This is a genomic window from Acinetobacter sp. ANC 5378, assembly GCF_013004315.1.
In the GTDB taxonomy this organism is placed as follows: Bacteria; Pseudomonadota; Gammaproteobacteria; order Pseudomonadales; family Moraxellaceae; genus Acinetobacter.
Window position 1 is genome coordinate 61852 of the sequence record NZ_JABERK010000014.1, and the last position, 23741, is coordinate 85592.

General features: G+C 40.2%; 21 protein-coding genes and 1 pseudogene. 18 read left to right on the forward strand and 4 right to left on the reverse strand.

The window, feature by feature from the left end:
- Positions 1-3 precede the first annotated feature (3 nt).
- The 11 genes from HLH16_RS05365 to HLH16_RS05415 all read left to right on the forward strand — a co-directional run bounded on the left by HLH16_RS05365 (position 4) and on the right by HLH16_RS05415 (position 9973).
- Entirely contained in the window at positions 4-1539 is a 1536-nt protein-coding gene (locus HLH16_RS05365; RefSeq protein WP_171528549.1) for an aromatic/alkene/methane monooxygenase hydroxylase/oxygenase subunit alpha, read from the forward strand.
- 82 nt (positions 1540-1621) lie between these two features.
- Complete coding sequence (locus tag HLH16_RS05370; RefSeq protein WP_171528550.1) at positions 1622-1972, forward strand: phenol hydroxylase subunit P4; 351 nt, start codon at positions 1622-1624, stop codon at positions 1970-1972.
- A 12-nt stretch (positions 1973-1984) separates the two neighbouring features.
- On the forward strand, positions 1985-3046 hold the full coding sequence (locus HLH16_RS05375) for an NADH:ubiquinone reductase (Na(+)-transporting) subunit F (protein WP_171528551.1): 1062 nt from the start codon (positions 1985-1987) through the stop codon (positions 3044-3046).
- Between the two features lie 10 nt (positions 3047-3056).
- The gene (locus tag HLH16_RS05380) at positions 3057-3356 is read left to right on the forward strand and encodes a 2Fe-2S iron-sulfur cluster-binding protein (protein ID WP_171528552.1); all 300 of its coding nucleotides are present in this window, start codon (positions 3057-3059) and stop codon (positions 3354-3356) included.
- Positions 3357-3379: 23 nt separating this feature from the next.
- Entirely contained in the window at positions 3380-4300 is a 921-nt protein-coding gene (locus HLH16_RS05385; protein WP_171528553.1) for a catechol 2,3-dioxygenase, read from the forward strand.
- A 39-nt stretch (positions 4301-4339) separates the two neighbouring features.
- Positions 4340-5167: an alpha/beta fold hydrolase gene (locus HLH16_RS05390; RefSeq protein ID WP_171528554.1), complete on the forward strand. Its 828-nt coding sequence runs from the start codon at positions 4340-4342 to the stop codon at positions 5165-5167.
- 67 nt (positions 5168-5234) lie between these two features.
- Positions 5235-6116: a SphA family protein gene (locus tag HLH16_RS05395; RefSeq protein ID WP_171528555.1), complete on the forward strand. Its 882-nt coding sequence runs from the start codon at positions 5235-5237 to the stop codon at positions 6114-6116.
- A 20-nt stretch (positions 6117-6136) separates the two neighbouring features.
- On the forward strand, positions 6137-6931 hold the full coding sequence (locus HLH16_RS05400; RefSeq protein ID WP_214646619.1) for a fumarylacetoacetate hydrolase family protein: 795 nt from the start codon (positions 6137-6139) through the stop codon (positions 6929-6931).
- Positions 6932-6943: 12 nt separating this feature from the next.
- A complete protein-coding gene (locus HLH16_RS05405) occupies positions 6944-7897 on the forward strand; it encodes an acetaldehyde dehydrogenase (acetylating) (protein WP_171528557.1) in 954 nt (317 codons plus the stop codon).
- Between the two features lie 11 nt (positions 7898-7908).
- Positions 7909-8949 (forward strand): 4-hydroxy-2-oxovalerate aldolase, encoded by a 1041-nt coding sequence (dmpG, locus tag HLH16_RS05410; protein ID WP_171528558.1) that lies wholly within the window; start codon positions 7909-7911, stop codon positions 8947-8949.
- Between the two features lie 163 nt (positions 8950-9112).
- Positions 9113-9973 carry a fumarylacetoacetate hydrolase family protein gene (locus HLH16_RS05415; protein WP_171528559.1) on the forward strand — a complete coding sequence of 287 codons (861 nt, stop codon included), beginning with the start codon at positions 9113-9115 and terminating at the stop codon, positions 9971-9973.
- 137 nt (positions 9974-10110) lie between these two features.
- Here HLH16_RS05415 and HLH16_RS05420 read toward each other — a convergent pair whose 3' ends face one another.
- Positions 10111-11817: a sigma 54-interacting transcriptional regulator gene (locus tag HLH16_RS05420; protein WP_171528560.1), complete on the reverse strand. Its 1707-nt coding sequence runs from the start codon at positions 11815-11817 to the stop codon at positions 10111-10113.
- Between the two features lie 107 nt (positions 11818-11924).
- Positions 11925-12656 carry a Fic family protein gene (locus HLH16_RS05425; RefSeq protein WP_171528561.1) on the reverse strand — a complete coding sequence of 244 codons (732 nt, stop codon included), beginning with the start codon at positions 12654-12656 and terminating at the stop codon, positions 11925-11927.
- 194 nt (positions 12657-12850) lie between these two features.
- Between HLH16_RS05425 and HLH16_RS05430 the strand changes: the two genes are divergently transcribed.
- The 3 genes from HLH16_RS05430 (at position 12851) to HLH16_RS05440 (ending at position 15954) form a co-directional block, all read left to right on the forward strand.
- On the forward strand, positions 12851-13843 hold the full coding sequence (locus HLH16_RS05430; protein ID WP_171528562.1) for a Fic family protein: 993 nt from the start codon (positions 12851-12853) through the stop codon (positions 13841-13843).
- 369 nt (positions 13844-14212) lie between these two features.
- Positions 14213-15106, forward strand: a complete 894-nt coding sequence (locus HLH16_RS05435) for a phytanoyl-CoA dioxygenase family protein (protein WP_171528563.1) — start codon at positions 14213-14215, stop codon at positions 15104-15106.
- Positions 15107-15285: 179 nt separating this feature from the next.
- Positions 15286-15954 (forward strand): helix-turn-helix transcriptional regulator, encoded by a 669-nt coding sequence (locus tag HLH16_RS05440; protein WP_171528564.1) that lies wholly within the window; start codon positions 15286-15288, stop codon positions 15952-15954.
- Between the two features lie 35 nt (positions 15955-15989).
- On the opposite strand, the gene HLH16_RS05445 is transcribed toward HLH16_RS05440, so the two are convergent.
- A complete protein-coding gene (locus HLH16_RS05445) occupies positions 15990-16946 on the reverse strand; it encodes a helix-turn-helix domain-containing protein (protein ID WP_171528565.1) in 957 nt (318 codons plus the stop codon).
- Positions 16947-17170: 224 nt separating this feature from the next.
- Here HLH16_RS05445 and HLH16_RS05450 point away from each other — a divergent pair, with 224 nt between their 5' ends.
- The 4 genes and pseudogenes from HLH16_RS05450 to HLH16_RS05465 form a co-directional block, all read left to right on the forward strand.
- Positions 17171-18454: an amino acid permease gene (locus HLH16_RS05450; protein ID WP_171528566.1), complete on the forward strand. Its 1284-nt coding sequence runs from the start codon at positions 17171-17173 to the stop codon at positions 18452-18454.
- Positions 18455-18467: 13 nt separating this feature from the next.
- Positions 18468-19484, forward strand: a complete 1017-nt coding sequence (locus tag HLH16_RS05455; RefSeq protein WP_171528567.1) for a phosphotransferase enzyme family protein — start codon at positions 18468-18470, stop codon at positions 19482-19484.
- A 3-nt stretch (positions 19485-19487) separates the two neighbouring features.
- Positions 19488-20789, forward strand: coding sequence for an aspartate aminotransferase family protein (locus tag HLH16_RS05460; protein ID WP_171528568.1), 1302 nt, complete (start codon positions 19488-19490; stop codon positions 20787-20789).
- Positions 20790-21351: 562 nt separating this feature from the next.
- Positions 21352-21759: pseudogene (locus HLH16_RS05465) on the forward strand (tyrosine-type recombinase/integrase); the annotation flags it as partial.
- 18 nt (positions 21760-21777) lie between these two features.
- Here the strand turns inward: HLH16_RS05465 and HLH16_RS05470 are convergent.
- Positions 21778-22925 (reverse strand): IS3 family transposase gene (locus tag HLH16_RS05470; RefSeq protein ID WP_171528569.1). Its coding sequence is split into 2 segments (ribosomal slippage): positions 21778-22679 and positions 22679-22925, totalling 1149 coding nucleotides; the frame shifts between segments, so codons are not numbered across the junction.
- Positions 22926-23741: the final 816 nt, after the last annotated feature.

Here is a 23741-nt window from a genome sequence, read left to right on the forward strand (position 1 = left end):
AACATGAACGTACATGCAAAAGCGGCTGCAGACGCACCACGTAAACTGAGTTTAAAAGATAAATATGCGTTGATGACCCGTGGACTAGGGTGGGATACCAGTTATGTGTCGATGGATGAAGTGTTCCCTTATGATAAGTTTGAAGGTATTAAAATTCATGACTGGGATAAATGGGAAGATCCATTCCGTCTGACCATGGATGCTTACTGGAAATATCAGTCAGAAAAAGAACGTAAGCTGTATGCCATTATTGATGCATTTTCACAAAACAATGGGCATTTAAACGTGACAGATGCACGTTATATCAATGCGATTAAACTTTTTTTAACGGGTGTTACACCGATTGAATATAACGCACACCGCGGTTTTGCCATGGCAGGTCGCCAGTTACGTGGTGTAGGTTCGCGCGTTGCTTGTCAAATGCAGGCCATTGATGAACTACGTCATTGCCAAACCCAAGTGCATACCTTGAGCCACTACAATAAATACTTTAATGGCTTCCATTCATGGCCACAAAACTTTGACCGTCTTTGGTATTTATCGGTACCGAAATCTTTCGTTAATGATGCAATGTCTGCCGGTCCGTTTGAATACCTGGTATCGATTTCATTCTCGTTTGAATATGTACTGACCAATTTATTGTTTATGCCATTTATGTCCGGTGCTGCCTATAACGGCGATATGGCAACAGTGACGTTTGGTTTCTCGGCCCAATCCGATGAAGCCCGTCATATGACCCTCGGACTTGAAGCGATCAAATTCATCCTGGAGCAAGATCCAGCTAACGTGCCGATTGTACAAAAATGGATTGATAAATGGTTCTGGCGTGGTTATCGCTTGCTGACTTTGGTCGGCATGATGATGGATTACATGTTACCGAAAAAGATTATGTCTTGGCGTGAAGGTTGGGAAATCTACTTTGAACAAAGTGGTGGTGCGCTATTCGCTGACCTAGAGCGTTACGGTATTCGGATGCCGAAGTATTGGGAAGACTCGGTGAAAGAAAAAGACCATATTACCCATCAGGCTTGGTCTATGTTCTATCAATATTGTTGGGGCACAGGTCTACATGCTTGGGTACCGACTGCAGAAGAGCAGGAATGGTTATCGAAAGAATATCCAAACAGTTTTGATGAGCATTATAAGCCACGTTTTGACCATTGGAAGAAACAAGAGGATGAAGGCAAGCGTTGGTACAACACCAGTCTGCCTTGCTTATGCCAAACCTGCCAGATTCCGATGATCTTTACCGAGGTAGATGATCCAACCACGATTCGTCAACGTGAAAGTGTTTATAAAGATGAAAAATATCAATTCTGTTCAGATGGTTGTAAGGACATTTTTGATGATGAGCCAGAAAAATATGTCCAGGCGTGGTTGCCTGTCCAGCAAATTCTCAAAGGCAAAGCCGGTGGACCTGGGCCAGAGGATATTGTGCGCTGGTCATATTTAGAGCCGGGTGTAGATACCGGTGCTTTTGAAACATCACCAGATGCACTGAACTGGGCCAAATGGAAAAATCAAAACGGTTCGGTATAAAGCCCCAGTATTTATCTTGATTTAAAGCTACAACAATAATTCGGTGGTGTTTTCAGGAAGAAACACCGCCCAGGAGATTCGTATGTCAGTTATCGCCTTAAAACCTGGTTACCAAGGGAAAGTTCGGGATGCAAAAGACCAGTTCGATGGTCAGCATGTCCTGTTTGTGGAATGGAATGGTCATCTCAGTATCAGTGCACCGATTGCAGTATTGGTCGACCCGGAGCAGAAATTTAAAGATTTTATTGAAAATCAGCTGACACAAAGTGTGTTTGCCAGTCATAGCGATTGGGCTGAGATTGATTGGTCTAATGTCGAATGGATATTTGAACGTCAGCCTTTGCAGTTTGAGGAGCAGTCCAGCTTTAACAGCCTCGGGATTGGTCACAAGTCTTACTTACGTTTTCATACCCCTCACTTAAACGGACTTTAAGGAGATCTCGCCATGACTTATGAAGTAACCATTGAGCCTTTAGGACAAACCATCGAAGTTGAAGAAGGACAGAATATCTTGGATGCAGCTTTACGTGCCGGTATTTGGTTGCCGCATGCTTGCTGTCATGGTCTGTGTGCCACCTGCAAAGTTCAGGTCGTGGATGGTGAGGTTGATTTAGGAGAAGCCTCTCCTTTTGCCCTGATGGATATGGAGCGTGCTGAAGGCAAGGCGCTGGCCTGTTGTGCCATTCCGCAGTCTGATCTGACCATTGAAGTGGAAATTGATGAAGATCCGGATGCCAAAGTCATTCCGTTACGTGACTTTGAAGCTACGGTCGAATCGATTGTGGATTTGACCCCAACGATTAAGGGGATCTTTTTAAGAGTAGAAGAAGGTATGCAGTTTCAGGCAGGACAATATATTAACCTTTATATCCCTGGCTTAGATGAACCTCGTGCTTTTTCGATCGCTAGCGCACCTTCCAATTCTAACTTGATCGAATTGAATATTCGCAAAGTCCCTGGCGGTGTGGGGACAGGTTGGTTGCATGATGACCTGGAAGTCGGTCAAGAACTAAAATTCTCAGGTCCACTGGGGCGATTCTTTACTCGCCATTCTGATCCGAATGCTGTGATTTTTATCGCGGGAGGTTCAGGGTTATCCAGTCCAAAATCGATGATTTTAGAGTTGCTTGAAAATGGCGATTCTCGGCAGATTACCTTGTTCCAAGGGGCACGTAATTCGAGTGAATTGTATTATCAGGAGTTGTTTGAAGAACTCGAGCAAAAATATCCGCAATTCCGCTATTTCCCAGTGTTATCCGATGAAGCCGAAAGCAGTGAATGGACTGGCGAACGCGGATTTGTGCATGAAGCCGCCATTCGTATTTATGACAATGACTTTAGAAATCATAAAGCCTATTTATGTGGTCCACCTCCAATGATTGAAGCTGCGATTCGTGGATTAATGCGTGGACGTTTATTTGAACGGGACATTCATATCGAAAAATTCCTCAGTGCAGCGGATGCAGCCAATCAGGCGACACGGAGCCCATTATTTAGAAATATTTGAGAGGTGAGAGATGCACCAGATTCGATTAATAAATAGTGAGGAGCAGTTTCATTGTTATACAGGAAACAGCTTGCTTGAAGGCATGCAGCGTCTTTCCCGAAAAGGAATTCCTGTCGGATGCCGTGGTGGCGGATGTGGAATATGTCGGGTGCAGGTGTTAAGTGGGAATTATCATTGTAAAAAAATGAGCCGCGAGCATGTCAATGAAACTGAACTGAACGCCGGAATTGGCCTGGCATGCCGCTTATACCCAGAAAGTGATTTAGAGGTAGCTGTGTTAGGCCTTAAATCAAGTAAAAAACGTTTGTGAAAATAATAAAGGAAGGAACCAATATGAATATTAAACCAGTATCGCGTCCTGGCCATGTGGCGCTCAGAGTACTCGATTTAGAAGAATCTGTTCACCATTATGTCAATGTGATTGGCTTGATTGAAACCGGACGAGATGAACAGGGAAGAGTCTATTTAAAAGCCTGGGATGAGCATGATCATCATTGTCTGATTCTGCGTGAAGCGGACTCTCCTGGTATGGACTGTATGGCATTTAAAGTTATCAGCGAGTCTGAGTTAAAGCGTCTGGAAAAAGCCCTACAGGAATATGGTGTCGCAGTTGAAATCATCCCTGCTGGAGAGAACCTGGCCACCGGTGAACGGGTCCGCTTTACTGCACCAACAGGTCATGTATTTGAGCTCTATGCCCATAAAGACCTATATGGCAATGGCATGCCGACGACTAATCCAGGTGTTCAGGCCAAGGGTTTGCAAGGCATACATCCAAGCCGTTTTGACCACTGTGCCCTGATGGGGGAAGGTGTGGAGCAAAGCTATCGTCTGTTTAAAGATGTGCTTGGTTTTGATCTGGCAGAGCAGGTACTGGATGGTGACACCATGATGGCGGCTTTCCTGTCCTGCAGTAACAAGCCACATGATGTGGCGTTTATCTTCGCACCGGACAAAGGCAAGCTGCATCACATGTCATTCTTTGTCGAATCTTGGGCGCAAGTGCTCACAGCCGCAGACACAATTGCCAATCATGAGGTTTCTCACGAAATCGGACCAACACGACATGGCATTACCCGTGGAGAAACGCTGTACTTCTTTGATCCATCGGGTAACCGCAATGAAGTATTCAGTGGTGGCTACATCTGGTATTCGGACCGTCCAACTTTAACCTGGACTGCAGATGAATTACCGCGTGCAATTTTCTTTACTGAGCGAAAACTCAGTGAAACCTTCTTTAATGTCATGACCTGATTGTCAAAGACCCGTAATACAAAATTTGTGAGAATGAAAATGAATATTAGTGTAAATCCAGAAATCGTCAATTCAATTAAAACCGGTAATTTCCTCACCAATTATCATGATGTGGGAACAGGATTTCCTGTCGTCATGGTCCATGGCTCTGGTCCGGGTGTCACAGCATGGGCAAACTGGCGTTTAGTGATGCCTGAGCTAGCAAAAGACCGTCGTGTAATTGCACCTGATATGCTGGGTTTTGGTTATACTGAGCGCCCTGCAGGCGTGGTATATAGCAAAGAACATTGGGTACAACAGCTCAAAGACCTATTTGATGCATTGGATGTAAAACAGGCTGATCTGGTCGGGAACTCTTTTGGCGGCAGTATTGCCATCGCATTCGCAATCGCCTATCCAGAGCGTGTGCGCCGCTTAGTGTTGATGGGTAGCGTCGGCGTACCTTTTGATATTACACCGGGACTAGATAATGTCTGGGGTTATGAACCTTCATTTGAAAGCATGCGTAAGCTGATGGATACCTTTGCACATAGCCGTGAATTGGTTACAGATGAACTTGCTGAACTGCGGTATCAAGCCAGTATCCGTCCAGGATTTCAGGAATCTTTTGCTGCCATGTTCCCGGCACCCCGTCAGCGTTGGGTTGATGCTTTAGTGAGTCCAGAGGAACAGATTCGCCAATTGCCGCATGACACGCTGATTATTCATGGTCGTGAAGATAAAGTGATTCCCCTAGAAACCTCAACCAAATTATTTTCATTGATCCAGCATGCACAATTACATGTGTTTGGTGAATGCGGTCATTGGGCACAAATTGAACATAGTGCTCGTTTTGCCAAATTACTCAGAGATTTCTTCAACGAATAAATCTGGATTCTAAAAGCCTGTAGCAAGGTTGCATACAGGCGAGCAAAAATATTAAGAAGGATTTGAAATGAAAATTAAGACTTTATGCTTAGTTTCGGGGGCACTTGCGTGCATATTTTCCGCAAGTACCTATGCAACTGAAAACGGTTCAGACTCTTTTGCCTTAGGCGCAGAAGGACTTTTAGCGGGTGCGCTTCCTCCACCTGGTTTGTATTTATTGAGCTATTACCAAAATTACACGGCATCTAATTTTGTTGGTTCTGATGGTAATACACTCATTCCAGACTTTGATATTGATGCCAAGGCTGTAGTGCCACGTTTGGTCTGGATGACGGAACAGCAGTTACTTGGCGGGCAATTGGGTTTTTATGCAGCCCAGCCTTTAGTTGATTTGCGTTTAAAAGTGGCGGGGCAACGCGATCATAACACTGGATTAGGTGATCTTATTTTTGCACCGATGCTCGGTTGGCATCAGGGCAATCATCACTGGGCGGCTGCGGTAGAAACCATTTTTCCTACCGGAGATTATGATCAGAGTGATTTAGCTAATTTAGGCAAAAATTATTATACCTTCAGACCAATTCTTGCTTATACCTTTAGTCAGCCACAAGGTTGGGATGTTTCAACCAAAATGTCATATAGCTTCAACACCGCAAATAAAGACACGAATTATCACTCGGGTGAATATTTTGCTGCTGACTATAGCGTGGGCTATAAGCTCAACCCGAATTTAACCCTTGCTGTGCAGGGCTATGCTTTTAAACAAACCCAATCCGATCAAGTTGAAGATATCGATATCGGTTTCCGTGGTCAAGCTTTGGCTTACGGTCCGGGTATTCACTATCAAAAAGATGGCTGGGCCTTAGAAGCAAAATACTTAAAAGAAACTGAAGTGGAGAACCGCCCCAAAGGTGATGCTACTTGGCTTAAATTTGTTTGGTCATTTTAAGGGAATAAGGAGTGACAATGATGGATATCACTTTATCAAAATGGGCAGATCAGCTCTATCAAGCAGAATTGACCCAGCAAGCCATTTCACCTATTCGTGACCAGTTAGATATGACATCGACTGTGGATACTGCCTATGCAATCCAGAATATCAATACAGAACGTGCACTGAACCAAGACCGTCGTTTAGTCGGTCGTAAAATTGGTTTGACATCGATTGCTGTACAAAAGCAGCTGGGAGTGGATTCCCCCGATTTCGGCATGCTGTTTGCCGATATGGCCTATGGCGATGGTGAACAAATCCCCACTGAAAATCTCATTCAACCCAAAGTCGAAGCAGAAATTGCTTTAGTGCTTAAGCATGACCTCACTCAAGTGAAACATAGCTTTGCCGACATCATCAGTGCTACAGATTACGCCCTGGCTGCCATTGAAGTGGTCGATAGCCGGATTAAAAACTGGAAAATCTCCCTGATCGATACCGTAGCCGACAATGCATCGAGTGCTGCTTTTGTACTGGGTTCACGTCCGGTCAAACTGGAAAATCTGGATTTAGTGAATTGCAAAATGCGCATGACGCGTGCGGGTCAGCTGGTATCCGAAGGCATCGGTAAAGCCTGTTTGGCCAATCCACTCAATGCAGCTGTCTGGCTGGCAGATGAAATGGTACGTCGTGGTCGTCCATTACTGGCCGGCGACATTATTTTAACTGGCGCACTTGGTCCCATGGTGGTTGTACATGCAGGCGATGCATTTGTGGTGGAAATAGACGGTTTTGATCCTGTCAGCGCAGTTTTTTCCGCATCAACAGAATAAGGAACAAAAACAATGTCAAAAATTAAATGCGCCATCATTGGTTCGGGCAATATCGGTACTGACCTGATGATTAAAATTATGCGCAATGCAAAATATCTGGAAATGGGCGCAATGGTCGGAGTGGATCCCAATTCAGATGGCCTGGCACGCGCAGCACGTTTTGGTTTTGAGACCACTGCAGAAAGTATTGAAGGCCTAATTCAATTACCCGGCTTTAAAGACATCAAGATCGTGTTTGATGCCACTTCAGCAGGGGCACATGCTCATCACAATCAAGTGTTGCAGCAATATGGCATTCAAGTCATTGACCTGACGCCAGCAGCGATAGGTCCTTATGTGGTCCCGGTGGTGAATCTGGATGAACATCTGGATGCACCGAATATCAACATGGTCACCTGCGGTGGTCAGGCAACGATTCCCATGGTACGTGCCGTGTCTAGGGTGGCAAAAGTGCATTATGCAGAAATCATTGCATCGATTGCGAGCAAGTCTGCCGGTCCGGGTACACGTGCCAATATTGATGAGTTTACCGAAACGACCTCCAAAGCCATTGAAGACGTGGGTGGGGCGGAAAAAGGCAAAGCCATCATTATCATGAATCCGGCGGAGCCGCCATTGATTATGCGTGACACCGTGTATTGCCTGGCTGAAGCCGGTGCCGATCAGGACGCGATTCGCCAGTCAGTTAAAGAAATGGCCGATGCCGTGCATGCTTATGTACCCGGCTATCGCCTAAAACAGGAAGTCCAGTTCGAAGAATTCAATACTGACCGACCACTGAATATTCCGGGACTAGGCAAACTGCCAGGCTTAAAAGTATCTGTTTTCCTTGAGGTGGAAGGTGCTGCGCATTATCTACCGGCCTATGCAGGTAATCTGGACATTATGACCAGTGCCGCTTTGGCTGCGGCAGAACGCTTTGCCGAAACCCATTTAAGCCATAAACAACAAGAAGAAATTGCGTAAGGAGAATTGAAATGTTTGATCAGGAAAGAAAAATCTATGTGTCAGATGTGACCTTGCGTGATGGTATGCATGCCATTCGCCATCAATATTCACTCGATCAGGTGCGTCAGATTGCCCGTGCTCTGGATGAAGCCGGTGTGGACAGTATTGAGGTTGCGCATGGTGATGGTTTGCAAGGTTCCAGCTTTAACTATGGCTTTGGTGCACATACCGATCTGGAATGGATTGAAGCCGTGGCCAGTGAAGTGAAACAGGCCAAAGTCGCAACTTTACTGCTTCCCGGTATTGGTACGGTGCATGACCTTAAAGCTGCTTATGATGCCGGTGCACGGGTGGTACGTGTCGCTACCCACTGTACCGAAGCCGATGTGTCCAGACAGCATATTGAATATGCCCGATCACTGGGCATGGATACCGTTGGCTTCCTGATGATGAGCCATATGAATACACCGCAAGGTCTGGCCGAGCAGGGCAAGCTGATGGAAAGTTATGGTGCGCAGTGTATCTATGTGGTGGATTCGGGTGGAGCGATGAATATGTATGACATCGCAGACCGCTTTAAAGCCATGAAAGATGTGCTCAACCCCGAGACTGAAACCGGTATGCATGCCCATCATAATTTAAGTTTAGGTGTGGCAAATAGCATCGTCGCTTTAGAACATGGCTGTAACCGTGTTGATGCAAGTTTGACGGGAATGGGTGCAGGCGCAGGTAATGCACCGCTTGAAGTGTTCATTGCTGCAGTTGAACGTATGGGACTTAATCATGGCTGTGATGTCAAACGTTTGATTGATGCCGCTGAAGATATTGTGCGCCCGTTACAGGAACGTCCGGTACGTGTGGATCGTGAAACCTTGGCCCTCGGTTATGCAGGCGTGTATTCAAGTTTCTTACGTCATACTGAAACTGCTGCTGAAAAATATGGTTTGTCTGCCTTCGATATTTTAGTGGAACTGGGCAAGCGTCGTATGGTGGGTGGACAAGAAGATATGATTGTTGATGTGGCGCTGAACATGCTGAAATCTCAACAAGCCAATTTTCAAGCTCAATAAGCTCATATTTAAAGTGGGTATATTTTACATAGAGATTCAAGACTTTGAATCTCTATCACTCGAGCTTTGAGATGATTATTTGAATCATTAAAGTGCCATGAAGAATAAAGTATCAATGGAATGCTGCATTTTGAAAATATAATAAAATAAAGGGGTCAAAAAGATGAAGTTAGTTAGATTTAAAATTGGTCATGAAATTTCATGTGGCTTGGTTCTCGATAACGGGATTGTTGATTTTAATCAAACGGACTTACCCTATAAAGATTTACAGAGCATCATTGAATATGGTGCAGATGCCTTGGAAAAGGTTAAAGCCTATTGTGAGGGAGCTTCTCCTCATTATGCTTTATCAGAAGTGATTTTATTGGCGCCCATCCCTCGACCTGGTAAATTTTTAGCCATTGGGATGAACTATAAAAAGCATGTGGATGAGGCAGATCGTTTAGGTATTGCCAAGAGTGGATATCAAACGTGGTTTAATAAACAGATAAGCTGCATCAATGATCCCTTTGGTACGATTGATCCTGGTATGACCCAACAGTTAGATTATGAAGTCGAACTAGGAGTAGTCATTGGAAAAAAATCAAAGTACCTCACCATAGAAAATGTTGATGATGCTATTTTTGGCTATTTGGTTGTAAATGATGTTTCTGCACGAGACTGGCAATTCCATACACCTACTTTTACGATGGGGAAATCATTCGATACCCATGGTCCCATTGGTCCATGGATTGTGACTCGAGATGAAATTAAAGATCATCAAACATTAACATTACGCTGTTATGTTAATGGAGAGCTTCGACAATCGAATAATACATCTGAAATGATTCACAATATTCATGATCAGCTCATCTACTTATCTACAGCTTTTACTTTGGAACCAGGCGATATCATTGCAACAGGAACACCGGAAGGTGTAGGTGTTGCGATGCAGCCTCAAGTATTTTTGCAAGACGGGGATATTGTAAGGTGTGAAATTGAAAATATAGGTGTAATCGAAAACAAAGTTTCAGTTTTAAAATAGGGTTGAAAATAGTTTTATTGGAGAACTCAGCTTGCTGAAATAACTACTGTTCATTCAGCAAGCTTTTGAATAACTAACTATACTAAAAGTATACTTGAGAACCTATCCCCTTTAATGGGGGGTACTTGTCAATGTCTCTATTTCGATATAGTTTCATTGAATATTTTTTTATATTTATAACCGATTTGTGCTCGACTAATGCCGAGTAAACGTGCCGTCGCACATAAATTTCCTTCGCAGCGTTCAATAGCGGCTTTCACGACAAGATTCTCTAACTCTTCTAAAGGGACTTTTTTATCCAGAAGCTCAGTAACAAAATCGTTGATTGGTTGTTTAACTGTTTCTGAAATTTTTCCCTGACGATCCAAAACCGTTATATTTTCCTCCAATAAGGTTGTATAAGAAGGAGGAAATAGCATAGAAGCATCGATGAAGCTATCCTGCGAAGCTAGAATAATTCCTCTTTCAATTACATTTTCTAATTCACGAATATTTCCAGGCCAATCATGAGATTGTAGGGCATGTATGGCTTTGTCTGTTAAGCCTTTTATACGGAGGCCTTCTCTAGCAGAGAATTTATCAATGAAGCGTTCCGCTAAAGCTAAAATATCATCCTTTCTCTCTCTTAAAGGAGGAATGGAAACTGGAAAAACATTGAGTCGATAATATAAGTCTTTTCTAAAAGTACCTTGAGCTACAGCTTCTGCTAAATCTACGTTAGTTGCTGCAATGACTCGCACATTGACTCTACGTGTTTCAGTCCCGCCTAGACGATCAATTTCACCCGATTGTAAGGCACGAAGTAATCGAGTCTGAGCTTTAAGACTTAACTCACCGACTTCATCTAAAAATAAAGTACCACCATCTGCACGTTCAAACCGTCCTTCTCTTGATGTCTGTGCTCCTGTATAAGCACCTTTTTCAATGCCGAATAATTCAGATTCAATTAAGTCATTGGGAAGAGCTCCACAATTCACCGCCACAAAGGACTGGTTAGCTCGAGGGCTGGAATTATGAATAGCATTTGCAAATACATCTTTTCCTACCCCTGTTTCTCCTAACAAAAGCACAGTCACAGTACTTGAAGATGCTTTTTTTGCTAGCGACCAAGCTTCTTGAAAACGTGGAGAATCTCCAATCACATCACTGGGTAAAATAGGCTGGGGTAAGGATTTGCGTAAGTCTTCTACCTGATCCTGCAAGGTCAGTAGATGTTCTACGATTGAATCAGATTGATAGTATTTAAGTTCATCTGCAACCTCATCCCACTCTTCAATAGGTTTGCCTACAAAGCGAGGTCCTAAAGGAGTAATTTCTACCTGCTTGTGCAGAATGAAACGATTCATGATGCCACTCACATATCCAGTAGCATGACCGAGCTCATTCCATGCGATGGGATAATGAGAAGGACCAAATAAACCTTGATGAATTTGGTGTTCAAGGGAATTTCGCCAAATTGCATCAATATGATATCGACCATTTTTAATATCAATTTCTACATCTTTTAACTCTACCTTCACCATACCTTCTAAGGCATGTAATAAGGGACCTTTATGCAAGAGTTCTAGATCTGATAAATCTTTATAACTTGCCTTAACCATTTCCGCATCACGTAATCCAGCCGCATAGCCAATTCGAGTCAAAATTCCTCGGGTACGTTCAATGCCTAGGGTATCAATCAGTTCTTTTCTTAAAACCGTTAATGCTGAGGAATGCATTAACATCATGCGTTCTTCATCTAACCAAATCTGTCCTGTTTCAAAAGAGAAACGTAGTCTCGATGAAATTTCGGAAATACCTGGTGAACTCTTATCCCAATCCTTGAGACGAACCGTTTGAGCCATTTGAGTGTTCCTACAACTGATCTTTATTATATATTCCTTGTTAAGTATTAGCATACGGGCTAAGAGGTATAAGTCAATTGCATAAAGATTAATACAAAAAAGGTTTTTTAAATTTCTAAAACAAATTGATAAGGTTTAAATCCTTCTAATACACCATCAACAACCAATTGAATGAAAGACTTGGTTTTACCATATGCCATCCACTGATCAAGAGCTTCATGGTAAGCCAAGTAATTTTCTACAGTAATTACACAAGGCGGATAGCCAGCTTTTAGTAATTCAAGATTCATCAGAAGTCGTGATGTACATCCATTACCATCAATAAAAGGATGTATGCCTACGAAGTCTGCATGTACTTTTGCAGCTCGTTCAATTGGATGCATTAGATCTGCTTGTGTATTATACCAATCTACTAATTGAGCCATTTTATCATTCAGTAATGTGTAATCTGGCGGCGTGTTAGTAGTACCTGAAATGAGTACATTTTGCTGGCGATAGCGTCCAGCATTGTCATCATCGATATTTTTTAAAATCAATTGATGGATATTGCAAATTTGCCACTCAGAAAAAGGCTCTTCTTTTTTGATGATATCTTCAACGTAGTAGATAGCATCTCTATGATTAATTACCTCGAAGTGATCTTTTAATTTTTTACCACCTACAGCGATGCCTTCTAAAACGACTTTGGTTTCTAGCAGTCTTAGTGCATTACCTTCGATTGCATTAGAATGGTATGTCCAATGCAGAATAAGATATTCTTGTAAATTTTTAGACATAAGGTCAGAAAGAGGTCGTTTCTGATCAAGCTTATTTTTTAACCCATCAATAACTTTGAACAATGCAATTTCCTGCGTATATTTAAAATAAAGATAAAGCAAAGCAGAATTTAAAAGAATAACTGATTAGTTATCTCACTGTTTCAGGATAGAAAAAACCAGCATGCTTGTAGTAGGTATTACTCACTAAGCTATGAAATATTAATATTTTAGAGTTTAATAAACTGTACTTTGTTTTTACATCAATTAGGAATGGCATGAAATATCAACCGCCTTATACGATTACCTCTAAAATTATTCACTTGATTGCACAAATTAGTGAATCAATAGGGCGTTTGACTGCATTAACCCAAATCCAAGATAGCCTTAAATTGCGAAAAGCCAATCGTATTCGAACGATTCAAGGGTCTTTAGCGATTGAAGGAAATACCTTGAGTACAGAGCAAATCACAGCGATCCTGAATGGCAAGCCCATTATCGCTCCACCTAAAGAAGTTCAAGAGGTACGTAATGCCCTAAAGGCATATGAAGAAATTCAAGATTGGAATCCTGATCAAGAATCGCATTTGCTGAAAGCACATCAAATATTGATGACAGGACTGATTGATGATGTTGGACAGTATCGTCATGGTGGTGTTGGTGTGATGTCAGGGGATCAAGTCGTGCATATGGCTCCGCCTGCAAATCAAGTCCACCGTTTAATGGGAGAATTATTGCAGTGGTTGGATGAAGGCAATGAGCACCCATTAATTCAGAGTTCAGTATTTCATTATGAGTTTGAGTTTATACACCCATTTGCTGATGGCAATGGGCGTATGGGGCGTTTATGGCAAACTTTAATCTTAAGCCAGTGGAATCCAATTTTTCTCAATATCCCTGTAGAAAGCTTGATTTATCAAAACCAAAAAGCTTATTACGATGCATTGCAAGCGAGTACAGATCGCTCAGATTCTGCACCTTTTATTGAGTTTATTTTGCAGATGATTCTAGATGCAATACTCAGTTCTGATGCCAGCGATCAAGATACCGCTCAAGCTAGCGTACAAGTTAGCGATCAAGTTAAACGTCTAATCCAGAATATGGAGCAGAAGGAATATAGCCTAACTGAGCTGATGGCTCTATTAGACTTGTCCCACCGAGCAACATTCCAAAAAAATTATTTAACTCCAGCATTAGAAGCAGGTGTGGTTGAACGTACCCTTCCTGATAAGCCTAAGAGTCCTAAGCAAAAATACAAATTAAAAAATTGAACTATACTGAGGTTGATGTGATGATTAATATCACAAGGAATTAATTGTAACGTTATAACATTGCAATTATTTTTCAGTATAATGTTCTGTTATAATGCCGTACGCCATTTCAAATCCTGAATTCGGATTTGAACAAGATTTTAAAGTGATTTAATGCATTAAATCTAATTTGGGGCAATTAATTTTTTTTACTCAATAAAATTAATGGGTTGGCTTCCAAATTTAATTGATGCCACCCTTAAGATGTGACTGAATTGCTGTTGGTAAAAAATTAGGAATTATAAAATTATATAACTTTAGTTAGATGCTACGTCTCTTGTTTTGCCTTAACTTTGAATCATCGAAAACAAGTTTAAAAGGACAATAACAATGGGTCTTATCCGTTTACCGAATACAGCAACTGCTGATGAAGTTGCACAAGCATTAAAAGAACATGGTCATTGTATTATTGAAAATTTAGTTTCGCCTGAGGTGATGGATTGTATCGCAGAAGAAACACATGAACATGTTTATTCTAGTCCATATGGAGAAGATGTATTTTTAGGTAAAAAAATCCAGCGAACAGGTGCTCTTGTTGCACGTTCTAAAACAGCTCGTGAAAAAATTATTACACATCCCCTTATGTTGGCGGCAGCGAAAAAACATTTGCATAAATCATCTACAATACAGTTGCAGCTGACGCAAATTATTACTGTTAATCCTGGTTCGCCAGCTCAAGTTTTACATCAAGATCAATTAACTTGGGATTTTTTTGAGTTTCCAGATGATTTTGAACCACAGTTCAACACACTATGGGCAATGACTGAATACACTGAAGAAAATGGAGCAACACGTGTAGTTCCAAACAGTATGTATGTAGGAGCTCGACAAAAATTTGTGCAAGAACAAACAATTCCTGCTGAAATGAGTAAAGGTTCAGTACTCATCTATACAGGTAAAATTTACCATGGTGCTGGAACGAACAATACAGATAAAATTCGTCAAGCAATCAATGTGAATTATTGTGCTGGCTGGTTAAGACAGGAAGAAAATCAATATTTAGCTACACCACCAGAAATTGCACAAACATTAGATGATGAATTATTAAAGCTAATGGGATATCAATGTGCATGCTTTGCATTAGGCTATGTACGTGACTTCGAAGACCCGCTAGATGTATTTAGAGGTAAGGAAGAGAGACATTCAGCAGGTCTAAATGTCACGGTTGCTTCAGGAAATGATGTCATTAAAGAATATGCAAAAGAGGTTGGTGAGCACGTTTAATCTTTAAATTTATTAAATACCTCTCACTTGAATAGTTGTTAGATGAAGACAATATATTCAGATGAGAGGCTTCTTCTATGTGTAAATATTATTTAAAAGCAAAGTTCCAAGAATTAATTTATCTGACTGGCATATTAATTGCTACTTATATATTGGAAAGTATATGAGCTACGAAAGATATGCTAAAAGAAAACTTAATTATTGAAAACTCACTACTTTTGGCAAAAAACTATCTAGATGCTGAAGGTGCGATGTTTTATTGGATTGATGAAGATCAACGTAAGGCTCAAATTCATCATAATATTGAAGCTCCAAAGGAATTCATTCATAAATATCATCACCATTTTCAAGATTGTGATCCTTTAAATGTTGACTACTTTCTGAAGAGTCATGACAACATGAACTATCTCAATTCAATTCCAGACACAACGCTAGACATACATCGCTATAAAACCTTCACAGCAGATTTAAATATCAATGAAATTTTTGAAGTTGTGTTTTGGGAAAATGACCATGCATTTGCAGGTATAGCGATTACAAATCCAAATGAAGAGAAGAAAAAAGATTTAACGTCAAATCAAGCACTTTATAATATTCTTAAAACCAATATTTTTAATATTGAAGGTATTAAAAATAAAGTGATTGCAAATTATCTAGATCAAGCAGCATTAACTTATCGTGAAAAACAGCTTTGTTTTTTGATATTAAAAGGTTATGCGAATCAGGATATTTCAGAACAAATGGGCATTTCAGTCGGCACAGTTAAAATCAATACCAATAGAATATTTGAAAAATTAGATGTACCCAATCGATTGGCATTGACTGTGTTGCTCAATCAGTTGATTTAAAAATATAAAGTTGTTTTGATATATAACAATAATGATTAATGAATTAAAGTTTCCGAAGGTAATTCACCAAACATCGTTTTATAGTTTGAAGTGAAATTACTGGCATGCCAGAAGCCCCATTTGCAGGCAATATCTTGTACCGATTCGATTCTATGATCTGCTTTTTTTAAGTCCCGCCGAACTCTGTTTAAACGAACTGCCTTTAAATATTGAGCAGGGCTTGTTCCCATAATTTCATGAAAACAGTGTTGAAGCACTTTCTGACTAACACCCACTTCTTTGCATATCTCTGTCATAGAAGGGGGAATAGAGGGATCTTCGAGAATTAACTCTTTGACATGATTTACAATTTTTTTGTGAGAATAAATTTTCTTTGCGAGAGTATTTTCATAAATACTGAATGAAGAGAACAGTAAGCAAAAAATTTCATCCAAAATAAAGTGTTCATTTACTGATGAAGGAAGTTCTGCATGTGCTGTAGCATGGCTGAAAAGGTGTATTAACAGTGATTTTAATTCATTAAATTGGGCAGTATTGGCATGTAAATGAGGATGTAAGCAGAAAAAATCATTGAGATTTTCACATTCTTCGAGACAAGAGAGTGCATCCATAATTTGATTTGGGATCGCAATGCCAATCGTTAAATTATTGCTACAGGTGCGATAATCCATAATCTCATTTGGATTTAGTGTCATAGGAGTGTCAATATCAACTACTTGATTACGAAAGAATGAGACACCTTCCTGCTGAATAGGAAGGATAAAACAGCGTGAATCATGCCAAGAAGCACCAATTTGATGCACAGATTGACTACAACCTTCCAAAATAAATTGAATATCCCCCAGCCATAACTCCTGCAAACGACCACTAAACTTGCCCATGCTAATTTGTTCGTATTGTTGATCCCAGCCTTGAATGAACAGAGCTTGTTCGTCTGCATCATTAAAATACAAAGGTGGAGTAATTTGATTGTTTTTTTGGGATTCAAACATGGCAGTCGAATTTTACTGTTGAACTAACCAAAACATTAAGCAAATTTGGTGCCATAAAATAAACTCTAAAAAGAACAATTTTTGTTAAATGATTTTTTAACTTCATTCCACAATTCATACATCGAAATAAATAACAACGAATCACTTTGCTGATTTGGATGACATAAAACTAGTTGAAAAATGTCATCCAAAAGGTGGAAGTTAGAGATTGGGAGAGAAGAAGTATGTCACTCAAAAAAGGCACTTTAAGTTGGTATATGGTCACAGCCATAGGGGTCTCCATCGTCATTGCAGGCCAATTTTCAGGTTGGAATTTTGGCTTGGAATATGGTTGGAGCAATATGTGTATCGCTTTCGCTATTATGTTTATGTTTTATTTGGGTTTCACTCAATGTATTTCTGAGCTTGCAGCGGCTTGGCCTAATGCAGGTGGGTTGAGTTCTTTTGTACGTCGTGCATTTGGCCATTTGGCAGGATCTTTCTCAGGCATCACGATTGGTTTAGCACTTATTTCATGTGCAGGTGTGGTTGCCACTTTTATTGTGGGCTATGCCTCTTCACTATTCACTATGAATGAATCACTCATCAAACTGATTTTATTTGTCTTTGTTGTAGCGATTAGTTTACGTGGTGCAAAAGATTTAGTTTCGATCACCTTAATTGTAGGTGCAATTGCCGTTGCAACTTTGTTTATCTTCTCTGGTGGTGTTGCACCATCATTTAATGCAGATAATTTAGAAATTTCGAATATGCCAATTTCTTTAGTGGGAATTGCAGCAGCGATTCCATTTGCACTATGGATGTTCGTCGGTATTGAACATACCGTGTCATGTTCAGAAGAAACCAAGAATCCTGCGAAAGATGTACCTAAAGGATTAACACTAGGGCTATTAATATTAGCTTCAACAGCAACATGTTTATTACTTGCTGCACCAGGTGCAGTGGGTACAAGTCAACTTACGAGCGTGTTAGATCCATTATTAGCGGGTATTGCTACAGAACAAGTTGTTTTAAAAAATATAGTGACCTTTGGCGTTCTACTTGGCTTATTGGCAGGCTTCTTCTCTATTGTCTATTCAGCATCTCGCCAACTATTTGATGTGGCACGTGAAGGTGTCATTCCATCAGTAATTGCCAAAGTGAATCAAAGTGGCACACCTGTTTATTCAGTACTCTTTGTGGCGATTGCAGGCTTTGGTATCTCATTACTTGATCCTGAACGTGTGATGCTCGGTGTTGTTGTGATGTTTACCTTCACTTATGTACTTACTAGCGCAGCATTTATTTACCTACGTCGTAGTCAAGCACATGTAGAACGTCCTTACAAAGCGATTGGTGGAGTGTATTTAGGGTATGTCATGTTAATTGCATCATCACTGTTATTCGTGACTGCATTTAAGTTTGATCTTGTGGTGCTTGGACCATTCCTGATTTTGATGGTGTGTATGGGTAGCCAATACTTCAGCAAGATGATGAGTGTGAAAAAAACGCACACTTTAGCAAAGTAAGGAGGTTAAGGACATGATTCAACTAGAACCAGTAGATTATCTTGAAACACTGATTCAGCAGGCTTTACCTCGATGGAATATTACACCAGAGGCATCACTGAAGCTGTTGAGTTACTCTGAAAATGCCACCTTTCTTGTGTCAGATGAAGAACAAAAATGGGTACTTCGAGTGAATCGCCCTGACTATCATACTGAAAATGGAATTCGTTCCGAACTAGCTTGGATGAAAGCACTGCGAGAAGAGACAGGACTTGAAACACCACTCGCAATCGAAGGATTAGATGGAGATGTTTTACAGTTTATTGATGAACCAAAAACCAATACCCTGCGTACGATGGCACTGTTCCATTTTATTGAAGGAAAACATCCCGAATCAGAAGATTTAGTCGCTGCTTTTAATCAATTGGGTGCAATGACAGCAAAGTTACACGTTCATGCAAAGCAATGGAAAAGACCTGAATATTTTGAGCGCTTACATTGGGATTTGGATGGTGCTTTTGGTCTAAAACCAAATTGGGGGCATTGGAAAACAGGTTTTGCTGCAAACATTCAGGGCATAGAAATTGTTGAAAAAGCTGCTGCCTATATGGAAAAGCGTTTGCATCGTTATGGTCAATCTAATGATCGCTATGGATTAATTCATTCTGACTTTAGAACTGCCAATCTTTTTGTTCACGAGGGTAAAACCAAAATACTGGATTTCGACGATTGTGGTTTTGGGTGGTACTTATATGATCTCGCATCATCTATGACATTTTTAGAACTTCATGAGCAACGAGATGAAATTATTCATTCATGGCTTGATGGTTATTTAGAAGTTGCGCCATTGTCTGAAGCAGATTTAGCTGAAATTCCAGTATTTATGCTGTTAAGACGACTTGTGATTATGGGGTGGGCAGGTTCACATCCAGATACAGAGCTTGCCCAGGAAATGGGTGTCCAATACACCATCGATACAATTGAATTTGCAAAACAATATCTAGCAAATCAAGTTTTTGATCATCAAAGTTTATATAAAAAAGGCGCTTAAAATATGAATAGTTCAGTGCATCAAATCAATAATTCTCTATTAATGCGTCGTAAACGTGTCATGGGGCAATCCCCATTGTTTTATCAACAACCTTTACATTTAGTGAAAGGAGAAGGTGTTTATCTTTACGATGCTGATGGTAAAACCTATTTAGATTGTTATAACAATATTCCTGTTGTTGGACATTGTAATCCACACGTGGTTCAAGCGATCTATGAACAGGCGCAAATACTGAATGTGCATAGCCGTTATTTAAGTGACAATATTGTGAGTTATGGTGAGCGATTACTCGCCACATTTAAAGCGGGTTTTGATCAAATCATCTTTACATGTTCAGGTTCAGAAGCGAATGACCAAGCATTACGGATTGTGCGTCAGGTAACTGAAGCCCAAGGCATCATTTGTTCAAATTATGCTTATCATGGGAATACCGCAGCCGTGGACTGCGTATCCCCCCTGTTTAAAGCAGCACAGGATCGTCAAAATTATGATGATGTGCAGATGATTCCATTCCCAGAAACTTATAGACCATTAAATGGCTTAAGTGGTGAAGCTTTGATTAATGCTTACCTAGAGCAAGTGCAAGTTCAGATTGATGCATTTAAGAAGAGTGGGGTGGGTTTTGCAGGGATCATTTTCTGTTCTTTGTTTGCCAATGAAGGCTTACCTGATGTACCGGCGACCTTGCTGCAAAAAGTCACAGATTTAGTTCATGCTGAAGGTGGTCTTGTGATTGCAGATGAGGTCCAAGCGGGATTTGGTCGAACAGGATTGATGTGGGGACATGAATATATGGGATTTGTACCTGATATTGCCACGATGGGAAAACCAATGGGCAATGGTTATCCGATTGCTGCGTTAGTAGCTCATGCAGAACTCTTTGAAAGATTTCGTCAAAAGAATTTCTATTTTAATACCTTTGCTGGTGCACAAGTTGCTGCAGCTGCAGCGAATGCGGTGCTAGATGTATTTGAAGAGCAACAATTATTAAAGAATGCCTCTGAGGTGGGGGATTATATCCGTACAGGTTTAAGACATTATGCAAATAAATATAATTTAATTGATGATGTGCGTGGTGTTGGGCTTTGGATTGGTTTTGAAATGGTATCTGATAAACACCTTAAGACACCCGCTATTTTAGAAACTAAGCAATTGGTTAATAACTTAAAAGAGCAAGGCATATTAGTCAGCACAATGGGGCCATATGACAACGTACTGAAAATTCGTCCACCACTTATTTTTAATCAATCAAATGCGGATGAATTATTGGAAAAGCTAAGTTATTGCTTGAGTCAGATCAAATAATTTTTAGCTATTTATGACCAGTACTGTTTTTAATTCATTGCTACCATACAAAGTATATAGACTAAAAGCAGTGGCTGGTTAACTTGGCTAAATCCACTAAATCAAATTTGGGTACAGGATTTTTAATTTTTGAAAATAATTTTTATAATCATTAGTTTAAGTTTTGAGTTCAATTGACACCATCTTGTATACATCATGTACACATATAAGATGTGTGTTTAGTTGGATATGCTTGCCACATTTTTTGCCACACTTTTTTAAATATCTATCAAAGACTATCAAACGAAATTAGATGAATAACTGAAAATACAAAGGCTTATATATAATAGATTTCGATAGAGTTGAACCCTAGTGAGTTCAACTCCCGCCACCTCCACCAAAATTCTTTCCGAAGCAATCCATCGGAATCTAAAAAAGCCTTTAAACTCAATGTTTAAAGGCTTTTTTTTATGCCTGTTTGTCCGATATAGTCTGATCCCATTTGACCTCATCTTTGCTGTTAGTGGGTCAATATTGGGACAATTTGACCCACTAAATAAGTTTAATTACGTGGGACAAAGATATGTCACTTACTGATGTAATGTGTAAGAAATATTGGTCTATCCTGTATACGGAAAATGGACAACGGAAGTCTAAAGCATTAGGTATATATCCTGAAGTGAGTCTAAAGCGTGCAAGGGAGATCGCGCTTGATCTGAGATATAAACTCAAGAATACAGTTGAGGCCCAAGAAAAGCAGCCTTATTTTAAGGAGGTTGCAGAAGATTGGTTCAATAATCAAAAAGAAACTTGGTCATCCAAACATATCAGTAATGTTCGAGCTTCATTAGATGAGCTCTATATTGCTCTTGCTAATAAGCGTATTAACCAGATTGAGGCACCTGAGATTCTTCAGATCATCAAGAAAATTGACGCTAGGGGTTCTACTGAAGTTGCCAAGCGAACCTTATCGAGATGTGGAATGGTGATGTGAATAGCCACCAAAATTCTAGACACACCTAACCATCTTTTGATGGGCCTTTTCATAATCTAATGGAGAACGCTGACCATTGGAACCATGTCTGCGTTTTGAATTGTAGAACATCTCAATATATTCAAAGATATCAGACCTAGCTTCAGTTCTTGATGCATATATTTTCTTCTTAATTCTTTCTCGCTTTAACAACTGAAAGAAACTCTCAGCAACAGCATTATCATGGCAATTTCCTCTACGACTCATACTACATTCCAGATTGTGCTGCTTAAGGAATGTTTGCCATTCATGGCTCGTATATTGACTGCCTTGGTCAGAGTGAATCAGAACTTTATTCTGTGGTTTTCTCCGCCATAGAGCCATTAATAACGCATCTAAAACCAGATCTGTCGTAATTCTGGATTTCATAGACCAGCCAACTACAAGTCGTGAGAACAGGTCGATTACCACTGCGAGATACAGCCATCCTTCATGGGTACGGATATAGGTAATATCAGTCACCCATAATTGGTTCGGCTGCGCTGGATTAAATTGGCGGTCTAAAGTGTTTGCAGCAACAACCGACGGAGTACCTGCATGAGTTCTAGGTTTGCGATAGCCACGCTGTGATTTAAGTCCATCAACTTTCATCAACCGATGCACTCGATTAATCCCACAATTCTCACCCACATCTTTCAGATCACAGTAAATCTTGCGATAGCCGTAAACTCCACCAGATTCTAACCAAAACTGTTTAATCAGTCCTGAAAGTCGTTGCCGTTTCTGGGCTGTCTTGCTGATAGGCTGCTTTAGCCATGCATAATAACCACTATGATGAACATCTAGAGTTGAACACAAACGACGGATCGGCCATATATGCTGGTTGTCCCGAATAAAGGCGTACCTCATTTGGACTGGCTTGCGAAGTACACCGCGGCCTTTTTTAAGATGTCCCGTTCTTCAGTTACTCTTTGCAGTTCTTTTCTGAGCTTTACTAGCTCTGCAGTTGGATCTGCCGATTGAGTAACTTTGGGTTGTTGAGGATCATAGCGTTTAATCCAGGCATATAAACTATGTGTAGTTGTACCTAAACGCGCAGCAACCTCGGCCACACTATAACCTTTCTCGGTAACTTGCTTTACTGCTTCAATTTTGAATTCTTCAGGATATCGTTTACTGCTCATAAGCACCTCGTTAATTAGCCATTTTATCTAACTAAAAGGTGTCTACAAAATTAGTGGCTATTCAGTCATTGATCGAGCTTTTTATTTGCTCTAAATTATTAATTTAGTTTGTCTGATAATTTGATTTAATTAATATTATTTTAATTTTTGGTATATTTCGCCACTGTAAATTACTGGATTAGTATACAAAATAATCTACAGAAACTAGCTGTAGTTTCTGCACCTCCCAAGGTGTTCTTAGTTTTATATCCATGCTTTCCAAAGCATGGATTTTTTTTGTTTGGAGAAAATATTTCCAATTTCCTAAAACTAATAATTTGCATTCAGATAGATGAATATGATTTTTATGCCGTAACAATAGAATCCGAAAGAGTGGTAAGTGTGAAAAAAATTAGTCAAATGGGTAAGAAGCATTAATTTTCAATCCTCCTGAAAATATAAAATAAGTTTCTAGTTATAAAGAAACTATTACATATCTAATTATAAAATTTACAATTTTTACTGAGTACCTTTTATAATATCTAGGAAAAATAACAGAGACATAAAAATGCCTAAACTTCATAAATTAAAAGAGGTAAGTGCTACAAGTAGTTGTGGCACAGAAATTATCGTAGAGCGGATTTATGAAAGAGTTTTAAATGACGCGAGTAACGACGAAACATGGAGACCCTTGCCTAAAATTGCGCTGACAGATAGAGGTGGATCAGGAAATTTGAACAACACTTATAAGTGATATTTTGCTCCCCAAATGATGTTATAAACATCAATATATGGAGTATTTTATGGCACGTAGACCAAGAAGAAATCATTCAAATG